9 protein-coding genes are annotated in these 13,196 nt (G+C 58.1%); 1 reads left to right on the plus strand and 8 read right to left on the minus strand.

Translation table 11 applies throughout. The annotated features are described in order from the left end of the window. Positions 1-1,620 carry a GMC family oxidoreductase gene (locus FHX16_RS00100; RefSeq protein WP_210296714.1) on the plus strand — a complete coding sequence of 540 codons (1,620 nt, stop codon included), beginning with the start codon at positions 1-3 and terminating at the stop codon, positions 1,618-1,620. Between the two features lie 372 nt (positions 1,621-1,992). On the opposite strand, the gene FHX16_RS00105 is transcribed toward FHX16_RS00100, so the two are convergent. From FHX16_RS00105 to FHX16_RS00140, 8 genes are all read right to left on the minus strand, one after another. Further along, positions 1,993-3,243, minus strand: a complete 1,251-nt coding sequence (locus FHX16_RS00105; RefSeq protein ID WP_183863077.1) for a glycosyltransferase family A protein — start codon at positions 3,241-3,243, stop codon at positions 1,993-1,995. A 127-nt stretch (positions 3,244-3,370) separates the two neighbouring features. Then, positions 3,371-4,129, minus strand: a complete 759-nt coding sequence (locus FHX16_RS00110) for a TylF/MycF/NovP-related O-methyltransferase (protein WP_183757669.1) — start codon at positions 4,127-4,129, stop codon at positions 3,371-3,373. A gap of 107 nt (positions 4,130-4,236) precedes the next feature. Then, the gene (locus tag FHX16_RS00115) at positions 4,237-5,049 is read right to left on the minus strand and encodes a cephalosporin hydroxylase family protein (RefSeq protein WP_183863079.1); all 813 of its coding nucleotides are present in this window, start codon (positions 5,047-5,049) and stop codon (positions 4,237-4,239) included. Beyond that, entirely contained in the window at positions 5,042-5,788 is a 747-nt protein-coding gene (locus tag FHX16_RS00120) for an FkbM family methyltransferase (RefSeq protein ID WP_183863081.1), read from the minus strand. Before FHX16_RS00120 ends, FHX16_RS00115 begins: the two co-directional genes overlap by 8 nt. Further along, positions 5,785-7,020 carry an FkbM family methyltransferase gene (locus FHX16_RS00125; protein WP_246712648.1) on the minus strand — a complete coding sequence of 412 codons (1,236 nt, stop codon included), beginning with the start codon at positions 7,018-7,020 and terminating at the stop codon, positions 5,785-5,787. Before FHX16_RS00125 ends, FHX16_RS00120 begins: the two co-directional genes overlap by 4 nt. 33 nt (positions 7,021-7,053) lie before the next feature. Then, positions 7,054-8,355, minus strand: coding sequence for a glycosyltransferase family 4 protein (locus FHX16_RS00130; protein WP_183863085.1), 1,302 nt, complete (start codon positions 8,353-8,355; stop codon positions 7,054-7,056). Continuing rightward, positions 8,352-9,560 carry a radical SAM protein gene (locus FHX16_RS00135; protein ID WP_259126307.1) on the minus strand — a complete coding sequence of 403 codons (1,209 nt, stop codon included), beginning with the start codon at positions 9,558-9,560 and terminating at the stop codon, positions 8,352-8,354. Before FHX16_RS00135 ends, FHX16_RS00130 begins: the two co-directional genes overlap by 4 nt. 204 nt (positions 9,561-9,764) lie before the next feature. Next, positions 9,765-13,064 carry an MASE1 domain-containing protein gene (locus FHX16_RS00140; protein ID WP_259126308.1) on the minus strand — a complete coding sequence of 1,100 codons (3,300 nt, stop codon included), beginning with the start codon at positions 13,062-13,064 and terminating at the stop codon, positions 9,765-9,767. Positions 13,065-13,196: the final 132 nt, after the last annotated feature.

Below are 13,196 nucleotides of genomic sequence, written 5' to 3' on the forward strand. Positions count from 1 at the left end.
ATGCCCATGAATGAAATGCCCGTGGATGAAGGCAGCTACGATTTCATCGTCGTTGGCGCGGGGTCGGCTGGTTGCGTACTGGCAAACCGGCTCTCGGCCGATCCGAAAAACCGGGTGCTGCTGCTCGAAGCCGGCGGCTCGGATCGGTATCATTGGGTGCATGTGCCGATCGGTTATCTCTATTGCATGGGCAATCCGCGCACCGACTGGATGATGAAGACGGCCGCTGAAAAAGGCCTCAACGGCCGCGTCCTCAACTATCCGCGCGGCAAGGTGCTCGGGGGCTGCTCCTCCATCAACGGCATGATCTACATGCGGGGGCAGGCGGCCGATTACGATGGCTGGCGGCAGGCGGGCAACGCCGGCTGGGGCTGGGATGACGTGCTGCCGTATTTTCTGAAGTCGGAAGACAATTATCGCGGCAGATCGGTCATGCACGGCGCGGGCGGCGAATGGCGCGTCGAGCGCCAGCGGCTGTCCTGGCCGATTCTCGATGCGTTTCGCGATGCCGCGGAAGAACTGGGTATCCGAAAGACCGACGATTTCAACGACGGCGACAACGAAGGGTCCGGCTATTTCGAGGTCAATCAAAAGGGCGGGCTACGGTGGAACACGACGAAAGCCTTCCTGCGGCCGGCGATGAAGCGCCGGAATTTGCGCGTGCTGACGGGCGCCGAAACCGAGCGGCTGGAATTTGACGGGAAGATGGTAACGGGCGTGCGTTTCCGCCGGAAGGGCCGATCCTGTGTTGCGCGGGCGTCACGCGAGGTCGTGCTCTCGGCCGGGGCGATCAACTCGCCGAAAATTCTGGAGCTCTCGGGGGTCGGCCGGCCGGATGTTCTTTCGGCGCTCGACATTCCTGTCTTGCACGATCTTCAAGGCGTTGGCGAAAATCTGCAGGACCATCTGCAAATCCGCACCGTCTTCCAGGTCGAGGGCGCACGCACGCTGAACCAGCTCTATCACAACCTCTTCAGCCGGGCCGGCATGGGCCTGCAATATGCAATCAGCCGCTCCGGTCCCTTGTCGATGGCGCCGAGCCAACTCGGCATTTTCGCCAGAAGCGATCCGGCAGTTGCGACGGCCGATCTCGAATATCACGTACAGCCGCTCAGCACCGACCGTCTCGGTGAACCGCTTCATCGTTATCCTGCCGTAACTGTCTCTGTCTGCAACCTCCGGCCGGAAAGTCGCGGCGCGGTGCACATGACGACTCGTGATGCCTCGGTCGCCCCTGAAATCCGTCCCAACTATCTGTCGACCGCGGGCGACCGGCTGCTGGCGGCAAATTCTATCCGCCACGCGCGTAGCCTTATGGAAACGAAGGCTATCTCCCGTTTTCGACCGCAGGAGATGCTGCCGGGCCGGCAATATCAGAGCGATGACGAGTTGATCCATCGTGCCGGTGATATCGCGACCACGATTTTTCACCCTGTCGGCACCTGCAGGATGGGAAGCGATCCGATGGCGGTGGTGGATGCAAATCTGCGCGTGCATGGGCTTGAGAAGCTGCGCGTTGTTGATGCCTCGATCATGCCGACGATTGTGTCCGGCAATACGAACTCCCCGGTGATCATGATCGCGGAAAAGGCAGCGGAGATGGCGCTGAGGATGCAATAGCTGGACGATGCTTTCTTCCATCCGCCTAGACATTCAGGAGCATCTACCAGTGCCCGAGATGTTCAAGTTCAGCACTGTGCCAATGGTCAACGCCCCGCACACATCTGTCGCGATGCAGGCTTTTTTGTAAGTCGCTGTGTGATCAGGCGCCGCAACCAAACTTCCCTATGCCAAGCCCGCTTTATGCGGGCTTCTTACGTTTATGCTAATCGCCGCAGCGGCGCTCCATCAAGGTTCAAAAGACGGCCTTGACGGGCCCGACGCAACGAAGGCTCGCCGCCCGCCTGCCGTATCGCTCGTCTTTGCGGCGCCTGCCAAGCGTTAAGGTAACGCAATATTCGGGCCGAAAACGATATGCAGCTCGCCTGCAGACTAAGTCACCACCGACGACACCATATCGCTTTCGCAAAAGACCATGTTTGGCCTGTATCCGTTGTCCAGGAAAGTGTCGCGCCCAGCAGCACTTGACGTAAATACTGCTGCTGCGGACGTTATTTCGGGGGTGTGCTCGGTTGGCGCCGGAAGTATCGTGATGTTATTGTTGAGGCCAACCTCGAGAAGAAGGCTTGCGAGCGAGTCGACGGACGAGACCTGATCAAGGATCAGGTACTTCAGGCTCGACGCGGCATTCACTTTTTGTGCCAACGTTTGAACCGCCACCATCAGGGGCAGCCTCTCACGGAGGCCTTGGATCTCGGGATGTTGGCTGCCGCCCCCATAGCACATTCGCGCAAAAATCTCGTAAGCCTTGATATATTCGCCTCGTTCGAACCACATGCGCAATGCCACCGACATTCGTCGCATTGTAAAGACCTTGCACGCCTCCTCGTATTGCGTCGATTTTGCTGGCGAGAGGTCAATCTGGCCCCGTTTTGAGCCCAAATAGAGAAAGTATTCGAGGCCACCCCGATAGCGGTCCCATCCTGTCATTGCCTCGTCGTTACCGGCCTGCGCACGGTCCCGCACGACAGCGGTCCGCACGACGGATCGATAGAAAGGCTTGTCGAGAAAAGCGACTGCGCCGACATCGAGCAAATGGGCAAGATGGGAGAATGCCCAGAAGCAAAAGTCTTTCGGCACGAAGGCCGACCTCAAGGCCGACGTTCTATAGATAGCGATTTCAGGAAAAATGTGCCGCTTTGTCATGAAGTCGAAGACGTCGCTGAAGCTTCGGCGAGAGAATTTGCGATTCTTTTCAATGGTGTAGAACAGACTAAGATCGACCTGATCAATGGCATCGTACATCGTCCACGGGGCATAACAGGCGACCGTTTCGGGATTGATGTTGAGGTAGACGATGGCCGCCCGCAGGTTCTGGAAATTCAGAAGATCGTCGTCGGCAAGATAGAGTGCGTACTCTCCGACCGCTTGCTGATAGGCGTTTGCGAGGTTGGGCCAACCTCCGCCATCTACGTCACGCCGGCAATACTTGATCGGCAAGCCCTGAAGGAGAAACTCCTCGACGACCGTCGCCGTGTCGTCGGTAGAAGCGTTGTCCGAGATGACGATTTCATACGGAAAATCGATAACTTTCTGTTCTACGAAAGTGGTCAGCAGAAAGCGTAGGAAGGCCGCGCGATTGTACGTCGGTATGCAAATGCTTAACTTCGTCTTTTTTTCCATTGCTGCGTTCCGCTGTCGTATTCGCGCGCTCAGCGCTGTCCTGCTTAGCCCTTTGGCCGCTCATCCAAGGTGGCGTCCACGTGGACGACCAGACGTGAGATCTAGTGCCCGGCGTTCCCTGTCGACGTCACTTGACCACCCATGCTCCCGGTGCGTTTGCCCAGGGGAATCTTGATAAGGGTTTGTCGATCTTCCTGTTGCGCGCGAATTCATCCCAAGCGAGCGTTTCGCCTGGCCACTTGCTTGTCGCATATTCATCGAGGATCAGCACGCCGCCGGGCACCAAGCGGTCCCAGCATTGCTCGAGGATGATGCGCGTCGGCTCATAGATGTCGACGTCGAGATTGAGCAGACAGAAGCGAGCTTCGGGATTTTCTTCGAGCCAGCGAGGCAAGGTCTTGCAGATATCGCCCTTGACGATCGAGCCACGATTGCTGGGGATCACTCCATCTTCGTTGTGGAGCTTGAGCAGCGCCTGGAATTCCTCCAGGAAGCTGCCGGAGCTAAGGCCGCCGACTTCCTTCTGGATGTTCGCATCAACCGCACCGTCTTCGCTTGCAAGCGTGGGAAAGCCATCGAACGTATCGAAACCGATGACCTTCTTATGCGTGGCCGTTGGTGTAAACGTCTCGAGGAATTTATGCCAGCTGAAGAACGACTTGCCGAAATAGACGCCGAAATCTGCATAGTGTCCGGGCAGATCTACAGTGAGCTTGAAAAGCTCATAGTGGGCAAGCTGGCGAATGAAAGAACGGCGGCTCGCATAGACCGGGAACAGATCCAGGTAATGCCGAATTTCATGCGGCCATCTCTTTGCGAGTTCATCAAGCTTCGAGAAGAACACGCTCTCGCCGCCGGAAGGATAGTAAAAAGTATCGGTAGCCATTCAGTTTTCCTGCTCGTTACGGGATCGCTTCAAAACGTCGTTACTTTCGAAGCGGAGGTGCTGCACGGTGACAAACGGATAGAGCGCTTTCTGCCTGTGGGCAGCGTTTAAATGCGGCGCAAGAATCCGTCAGCCGATGCCGTAATCATGATCTTGTTCTCGATGATCTTGTCGGTTTCGAATGACAGCTTTCCACCCTCCGAACCGGTCCGTCCTTCAGATGACAGGAGTTCGAGATACGCCCTGACGGCGGTCTTTGGGTTGTTTCCTTTGCCCCAAGGTCGATCGCCGCACATATCTTCGGGCAGATCCTCGACACCAGTGTCCCACACGACGCAATAGGATCCCTTTGACGTCAACGGCGCATAAAGCTCCAATTCAGCGAGGACGTGGTCATGCGTGTGGTTGGAGTCCAGAAAGACCATGACCCGTTCGTAGCCTTTCGCGTGCGCAGCTACCTGGGAAAAGACGTCCGGTGCGGTCGACGAGCCTTCAATCGTGACGATCTTATGAGCGAGCGGATGACTCTCTATTCCCGCGCGGTTGTGTTTTCGGATATCGATGTCGACAGCGACGACCTTGCGGCGGCTCGCCTTGGGATCGAGAACACGCCCATCGGCAATGGCGTCACAATAGTCGAGCATGGCGAGCATCGACGCGCTCATGACGAGCGATCCGCCATGTGCGATGCCTGTCTCGATGATGAGGTCAGGCCGGCATGCCCAGATCAGTTCCTGTATGGCATAAATATCCTGCGGCACCTGGATGATCGGGCGGCCCAACCACGTGAAGTTCTGAACGTAGTTGTGACGGATGCATTCGCGGACCCACACTTGTGAGAGGCCGATGAAGCCTGCATCCTTACTCGCACTCTCGATGTTGCCGGCGACGTATGCCGCAAATTTCTGATCTTCAGTCATGATGCTTCTCTTGGGGCGTACGCGTGCAGTGGATGTCCCACCACTGCGTGCGCGGGGCTAGTCTGTTTCCATTGAAGTCGCGGACAGTGTGCGAATAGCTATCGACAACAGAGCCGTACGATGACCATGCGCCAGGAACGTCATCGCCGAACGGCCCAGACGAACCCACCGGAAAATTGTGGCCAAGCGAGCTATCGCGCAGCGACGGAACGGTCGATTGATCGAGCAACTTGAAACCGTCGTAGCCGCATGCAGCGAGCGTCTCCAGATACTGGAAGCCGAAACGACAATCCTCGACGCTGACGTACAAAGGGAGGCTCGGGAGTTCCTTCAATTGATCGAGGACCACGTGGTCGACGCCCTCGACATCGATCTTTAGATACAAGGGTACGCCGTACGTGGCGAACAACTCCGACAAAGTCACGCAGCGAACGGTGATCTCACGGCAATTGCCGTCGTTGCGCCCAGCCCAACCGATATCAATGCTGCTCCAATGATCGTTTTCGAGGTTAATGTGGAAGACCGCTTCGCCTGAACGCTCAAAGATTGCCGCGTGAACAATGGTCAGTCGCCCGTCGTTCAGTTCCATCTCGAAACGCCTGGCGGCCCTTTCGCAAAGCTCCGGGTTGGCTTCAAGCGAGACCACGCGGAAGCCGCGTTTCAGATAGTAGTCCGTGTCGTCACCGTTGTTCATCCCGAGATCGAAGACGAGTTGGCTGCCGCTTGCGAAGTGTTTCATTGGATACGGACTTTTTCCTGAGGAACTGCATAGACGACCGCTCCGGTGCCACACCAGCTATGAAGCCGCATAAAGAAGCGGTACGCCGGAAGCTGCTCCATCAAATACTCAGGGGTGCGCCATAGACCGTCGCTGTTGTGGTAGGTTGTGACGGCAACGATGGGCCGATGCCGCTGCAGCGTTTCGGATGCACCCATAAGGGCGTTCAGTTCCGCCCCTTCTAGGTGCAGCTTTAGAAAGCCGGGGGAGAGAGCCAAACTATCCAGCGTTACAGTCCGAACATGCTCTCGACCCGTATCGGATAGTTGGGAGGCGTATCCGAGCCCGTTGTGGAAGCAGCGTTCATGCTCCATTGAATCAAGTGCATATGGCAGCAGCGTCACATCGCCGGCGCCCTTGGCGTCCAGAGATGCAAGCCTTCTGCTGAAGGCGGCGGCATTCTTCGCATCCGGCTCGATTGCAACGATAGCGGCCTGACGAGGCCCGGCGTTGGCGATCAGCTTCGCAGTAATGCTTCCGTCATGCGCGCCGCCATCGACAAAGACCGACACTGCATTCAAGCAATGCCGTATCTCCGGAATGAAGAAACGATCGTCGCCGGTGACCGGTGCGCCTTCAAAGGTCCATTCATCGCGTAGACGTCGCCATGCCAGAAATTGCAGGTGGTGGGCACGCGAAAGATCATCCTCCCATCCCAGCAGGACTTTCGTTGTCGTGGCGAATTCTTCCGATGTCAGCTTTTCGGCGAACCAACCGTTCGAGAGGGGATGCTGCTCCCGGTAGCTCTCGGCGATATCGTAAAACGGCACAACGTCATGCCAGCCCGCTTCACGCAAAGCCGTTTCCAAAGGAACGAAGGGCGTCGTGGCGATGCTGACCGCCAGCAGCGCCGAGCGCATCATGTCGTTAGGCACCTCGGACGGGTGAAGAACCTGCACGTCTGCCCAAAACGCGTCGTTACGAAGTGCGACTGCATTCCTGTCGACGACGAACGCAAAGTCATGCCCTATTGAGCGAAGGTAATCACGCGCAAGGCGTCCCATGTCGCCGGCGCCGTAGAGCACCAGTGGATCGCGCAGCGGGCGCGCTGAAAAGCGGCAGGTGGCATCATTAATTCGACGCAGAAGCTCTTGTGCAGCCAACCCGTCCGGCAGTGCAGGAAAGTGAAGCGCGCCGTGCGCGGCAGACGCTTGTGCGACCTCTTGCGATCTCGCTCCTTGGTGATGAAACATTGCCGTCACGTGACCTTCATCCTTCTTTCCTGGTCACGCGACCACACACTCACGGTCTCGAGAAAGGCAATTGAAACGATCCCGTGACCAATCTTCGTCCATCGGTTCGGCAACCAGCGAGAGCAGCGACGTGTCTTCGGGAAAGCAGGTGAGAAAATGATCAATCGTTCCCTTTGCTGCACGCCCACCCGTCCGAAGATCGAGCTTTTCGAGCGTTGCAGTGGCCAGGGTCTTGGTCGACAAGAACCATTCAGCGGCTGTATTGCCAAGCCTGCTGCGGAAATCAGTGCGCCGCTTTTCGACCTGCAGAAGGTCAGCGTAAATTTTCTCAAACGCCATGGCGCTAGAAACGGGCGTCCGCGTCGTGGCTATATGGTCAGCTGCTTTCCTGCCCATTTCTGCGACAGCTTCCGGATTTCGCATCATCCAGCGAAGCCGTTCCGTGGCCTCCGCGATGCTGCTCACGATAAATCCTGTTCGACCATCTTCGACGATGGCCGCTTCCGCGGGATTGTTAAACACGACCGGCACACACCCCGATGACATTGCCTCGGTCAGGGCGTTTTCCGCCGTCCCAAGATGTTCCGTCTGCAGCAAGTAGAGAAAGATGCTGGTTTGCGCGAAGACATCCGCCGGATTGTCAGTATGACCCATAAAGCGGACGCGTCGCGGGTCCTTCATGGCAGCCGCCGTATGAACGACTTCGCTCAATGGGCTGACTTCGCCCCATAGACGGACCGGTGCCTCTGACGTGGCCGCCTCGTCGGCGACACGAAAGATATCCGGGCTCATCTTGGCGAAATCGACTGTCCCCAGGTAGCTGATGGAATTGCCGTTTCGCCGTACACCGTCAACTGTCCGAGGTGGAAGGCCAAAGCCGCTGTTGACGACACCAAATCTGTTTCTTGTCGCGGGAGGAAGCGTTGCGACGTTAGGCGCAGCGAATGAGCACTCCGACGAAAACACGAATCGATCGTCACCGGTCAGAAGCCCAGTCGGCAGATAAGGAGCCGCAATACCCGAGATGTGCGACCAAAACAGTGTCCGCATCTTCGGCCAGGCGGTTTCGCACAGGCATTCGTACAATCTCGGATGGTTCCACCATTCGACCTGAACGATATCCGCCTTTGCCGCCATCGACGATATGGTTTTGCGATCCGGTGCGACCACAACATCGGCGCCGACTTGCTTAAGCAAGTCGACATGGCGGAGGTCGCGGGGAGCCTCGAGTAGAAGGTAGGTTCGCTTGATGGAAGTTGGATCAACGCTGCACAGGCTGCTGTGCGCTTTGCCCACTCCACCTCCGAGATGAGCCGCAATGTGTAGAATGTTCATTCGGCCGCCTCGACTGCAAGTCTGCGGCCGCCGGGAGCCTGAGCGCCGGGATCCATGGTCACAGCAGACTTGAATTTCTCGAGTAGCATCGGGCGAAACGCGTCGATGTTGTCGGGGAGGCAATGGGTCAACTGGCCACAATTGCCGCAGGTACCGTTTTCACATCGACGCCCCTCCAGATGTTGCAGTCGCAGGGCATTCATGGTGTCCGAGTTCCATATCTCCCTCATCGTCTGCTTTCGGACGTCACCGATGATGAGTTTTCGTCCCCAATCAAGGAAGCATGAGCTGACGAGGCCGTCGGCGTTTACGGAATAGCCGTAGAAAATGTAGGGACAGGTGTCGGTATTGCCGATCTCCTGCTGGTAGATGCCGCCGGTGATTTTGACACCCGTATGCTTTTCGATATCGAATTCCGGCCAGCACGGTGCAAAATTCTCAATGAAGATGCGGTCACAATGATCGCCGAACGTATCGAAGAACTCTTGCCTTTGGGCTTGGGTGATCAGTTCTCCAGGGATCTTGATGGAGATCTCCATGTTTCCCTTGTTGGCATAGAGCCATTTGACGTTCTTCACGAAAGCGTCGAAATCGAACTTGAACCCTGTAAACTGGATGTACTGCTCTCGCGTCATTCCATCCACGGAGATGTTGAGCTTATCCAATCCAGCTTCAATAATCGGCCCCATTCGCTCTGGGGTGATGAAAGTGCCGTTCGTCGTTGAATCGATATAGTCTGCATGTCCGCTTTGCTTTGCGTAGGCAACCATGTCAGCGAAGCGCTTGTTCAGAAGCGGCTCACCATCCTTGTACATCCTTAGGACTTTGATTTTTTGTGGAAACTCGCCAAGATTGTCGACGACTTTCTGAAAAACCTCATACTTCATCGCGCCTTGAAAGCGGCCGGTATCGGCGATCAGGTCGCGGTGTCCCGTCGGACAGAATGTGCACTTAAAGTTGCAAGAACTGGCCGGATCAACAAAGACGATGAAGGGCGTGTCGAGGGGTATAACCGTCTCCAACGCAGTACGATCATCGAGATTGATTCTGGGCTTAAGCTGCGCCTTCATTAAACGTCTCCGGTCTCTCCGGCGTTGAAAGGCTGCAGGCGCGCACGACGACAGGACGATATTGGCCGGCCTTGGTTTGGCCCCCGATATTCCCACGCCAGCACCCGCAAACCGCTCACAACGGCTGGATATCACGGCTCAACTCAATCAAACGTTGGTTGCGCCAAGCTGACCGCGCTCGCGGCAGCGGTGGCTGAGGACAGACGGTAGTCTCAGGCTGGCACGGCCATATTAGGTGGTTGGTTGCCCGCGTCCGATGTGCGACCGGCGAGCGGTCGTCGAGAAAGTCGCGGGACGCGATCCCGTTCGGCCCTCAGACCAGATTGAAGCATCTTGTCCTCACAGTTCCAGGTTCACTTCGATCGGCAATGTGAAGATGAATGTAGCGCCGAACGGCTTGTTGTCCTCCGCCCATAGCCGTCCGCCATGCGATTCGACGATCGAACGACAGATCGCCAGTCCCATGCCCATTCCCTGTTCCTTCGTCGTGAAGAACGGCTGGAAGATCCTCTCGGGAAATTCGACGCCAGGGCCGTGATCGCTGATCTCGGTCTGCACGACGCCCTTCATGCGGCGCAAACGCACGCTAAGGACTCGATCGCCTGTCGTCATCTCCATCGCCTCCATGCCGTTGCGCATCAGATTGATCAGAACCTGCTGGAGCTGGACGCGATCGACCGCGACGCGCGGGAGGCCGTCTTCGACTTCGACGAGCAGACGGACGTGACGTCTCGAAGCTTCCTCGGCTAAAAGGTCGCGCGCCTCCGCGATGACCCCTTCAAGGTCCGTAAGGCTGCGGGTCTCCACGGATTGTTTGAACAGCGCGCGAATGCGGGTCACGACATTGCCTGCGGAGTTGGCGCTACGCATGATGCGCTCCAGAGCCATCCGGGCGCGCTCCATATTGGGTGGGTTCGCGGTGAGCCAGCGCTGGCAGGCGTCCGAACTGGATACCAAGGCCGCCAGCGGCTGACCGACTTCATGGGCAATGGATGCCGAAAGTTCGGCAAGGCTAGCGGCCTGGCTCGCGCGCGCCATGTTCTCGTGAGCCATCCGCAGATCCTCCTGCGCCTTGATGCGATCCGTAGCGTCGAGAAAACTGCCGATGCTGATGCCGAGGCTGGCGAGGGCCGACGGGAATACCGTGGTGTGGAGACCTTCGAGCGCGCGTCCGTCATAGGTCGTGAACTTTGCATGCTCGGCGTGAGACTGCTCGCCACGGAAGCGTGCTTCGAAACTCCGCCTCACCCTATCGGATGGCGCCTGCCAATACGGGGTGATCGGCCCCGTCAGGTCGATGTCGTGCTTGGCGCCGAAGAGCTCGATGGCGCTCCGATTGACTTCTTCGATCACAGTGAGGTCCATGGCCTCCTTCAGGAAGTCGGGATGCTCGTTCATGTACCGGCCGAGGTCCGTTACGCCCTGCGAGCGCACCTGATTCAATAGCTCATCGAGGCGGGAAGTATTCACCCGCCAAAGAGGAATAGGTGTGTAATGGAACACAGCGCGATAAAGCTGCTCGCTTTGGCGCAACGCCTCCTGGGCGCGCACCTGGTCATCGATGTCGTGGGAGAGGCCAAACCACTGGGTGATGCGCCCGCTTGGGTCCCGCAGCGGCTCGGCACGACCATCCACCCAGCGATAGACGCCATCCGCGTACCGCATGCGATACTTCATGGAGAAATGCTCGCCTGTAGCGAGGCAGCGGCCGAGCGCCTCCTTCAGACCCGCGACATCATCGGGATGCGCAATAGCCTCGATAATCGTAGGCAGTCGGTTCCCTTCCGGGTTGTCGAGGTCTGGTATCCCCGGGCCGAAAAAATCCCCGATACGCTTGTTGAAGAAGGTCGTCCGCCCTTCGGGGTCCAGCCGCCACAGGAGGCTGGGCACCATGTCCACCAGTTGCGAGAGTTCGCGCTCGCGCTCGCGCAGGGCTTCCTGGGTGCGCATCTCATCGTCGATGTCGACGCTCACGCCGTACCATTGGACGATCTTGCCTGAGTCATCGCGCAGGGGCTCGGCACGGCTCTCGACCCACCGATGGCAGGTACCGGAGCGGCGCTGACGGTACCTCGCCGTGAAAGAAGTCCCCGTCGCGATTGCGTGCGCCAAGGTCCTATCCACCCCATCCCGCTCATCCGGATGGACGACGGCCAAATATCGCGCGCCATCAGGCGCGACCATATCCTTCAAAGTAATGCCGGTGATATCCGTTGTTCGCTTGTTGAGGTAACAGGGTGTTCCTTCCGGTGTCATGCACCAGATCATGGCAGGCACGGTGTCGATCATCTGCTGCAACTGCCGCTCGCTTCGCCGCAGCGCGTCTTCCGCGTGCGTCTGATCGTCGATATCGTGACAGAGGCCGTACCACTGGACGATGCGTCCACCGTCGTCCCGCATCGGCTCTGCCCGGCTCGACATCCAGCGATAAACACCATCGGCACGCCGCAAGCGGCATTGCAGAGCGAAACTGTCGCCGGTGGCGAGGCAGCGTCGCAGACTCTCCCTAACCTGAGCCGCATCGTCCGGATGCACGGTCTCTGTGAACGCTTCCAGTCGGCTCATGCCGGGCCTATCTGTGTCTTCTACGTCCATGCCGACATAGTCGACCATGCGCCGATTGAAGAAGACTGGTTCTCCGTTCGGGCTCAGCCGCCAAAGGTGGATGGGAACCATGTCGATGAGCTGCGATAGCTGCCTCTCGCTTTCACGCAATGTCGCCAACGCGGTATGGTGCTGCCGGGATATTGCCGCCACGACGAGCGCCGAAAGGGCCGAAATCGCCAAAAACAGCTGCAGCATGATCTGCTTTTGATGCTGGGATTCGGGATCGCCGGCAAACTGACTGACGCCGGTGATCGTGAATGCTGCCGTGATCAGAGCGAGGAGAGCCAAGGCGATGACCGCACCCTTAAACTCAAAACGCACAGCGGCCCAAAGTAGAGGCGGCATGATGAGGTAGGCGAAGGGCAGGTAGCTGCTCAAGGAAAAGGCGGCGACAACCAGAAAGATCAAGCCGACGGCGCAAGCTTCGATCCATCGCGGAGCTGCCGAGATCGGGTTCTCACGACGCCAGTTCTGGACTAGAACCAGAGCTAGCGGTGCGACGATCAGCACCCCGGTGGCGTCTCCGATCCAGAACAATGGCCAGGCCCCCGTGAAGGACTGCATGCCAAACCACGCGAGAGTCGCACTTCCCACGGTCGCGCTGACAATGGGCGCAATTCCAGCGCCCACCAAGGCCAACACGACAACCTCGCGCAAGGTTTCCAGCCGAACCGGACGCCTGCAGGTCCGCTGGATTAGCCATGCGCCGAGTACTGCCTCGAGTGCGTTGCCGGCATTGATCAGCACGGCGACTGGCAACTGATTGTGGAACCACAGGAGGTTGCAGGTCAGTTCGGCCAGGAGGCCCGCCAGCACCCACCAGGGCCAGCTTGGCGGCGTAGCAACGACAAGCGTAGCGATGAACACACCGCTCGGCGGCCAAATGGAGATGCCTGTTCCGGGCACGACGGCGAGCAACTGAGCGAAACCAGCGCCCAACACGTAAGCCGCTATGAAAAGCCCCATGTGCAGGAAGCGCGGGCGGTGCCACCCAATGCGAGACCACCTGCTTTGTTCAAGTTCGCTGATCATATTGTCGCCCAGTTCGTTCAGCGCGAGAGATCCTTTTTCCGGACAGTCCAGATTGCGCATTGAGGACGGTCGCCGCAGCCTTCAAGGCTGCGCTGACGCCCAAGAGCCGCCCGACCATCCTGGTCCGCTATC

The sequence above is a fragment of the Rhizobium sp. BK661 genome, assembly GCF_024808825.1.
Classification (GTDB): Bacteria; Pseudomonadota; Alphaproteobacteria; order Rhizobiales; family Rhizobiaceae; genus Rhizobium.

Excerpts from the sequence above, each read along its gene's own strand:
- FHX16_RS00100 (WP_210296714.1), top strand. The coding sequence starts at position 1 with ATGCCCATGAATGAAATGCCCGTGGATGAAGGCAGCTACGATTTCATC.
- FHX16_RS00105 (WP_183863077.1), bottom strand. The coding sequence starts at position 3,243 with ATGGAAAAAAAGACGAAGTTAAGCATTTGCATACCGACGTACAATCGC.
- FHX16_RS00110 (WP_183757669.1), bottom strand. The coding sequence starts at position 4,129 with ATGGCTACCGATACTTTTTACTATCCTTCCGGCGGCGAGAGCGTGTTC.
- FHX16_RS00115 (WP_183863079.1), bottom strand. The coding sequence starts at position 5,049 with ATGACTGAAGATCAGAAATTTGCGGCATACGTCGCCGGCAACATCGAG.
- FHX16_RS00120 (WP_183863081.1), bottom strand. The coding sequence starts at position 5,788 with ATGAAACACTTCGCAAGCGGCAGCCAACTCGTCTTCGATCTCGGGATG.
- FHX16_RS00125 (WP_246712648.1), bottom strand. The coding sequence starts at position 7,020 with ATGTTTCATCACCAAGGAGCGAGATCGCAAGAGGTCGCACAAGCGTCT.
- FHX16_RS00130 (WP_183863085.1), bottom strand. The coding sequence starts at position 8,355 with ATGAACATTCTACACATTGCGGCTCATCTCGGAGGTGGAGTGGGCAAA.
- FHX16_RS00140 (WP_259126308.1), bottom strand. The coding sequence starts at position 13,064 with ATGATCAGCGAACTTGAACAAAGCAGGTGGTCTCGCATTGGGTGGCAC.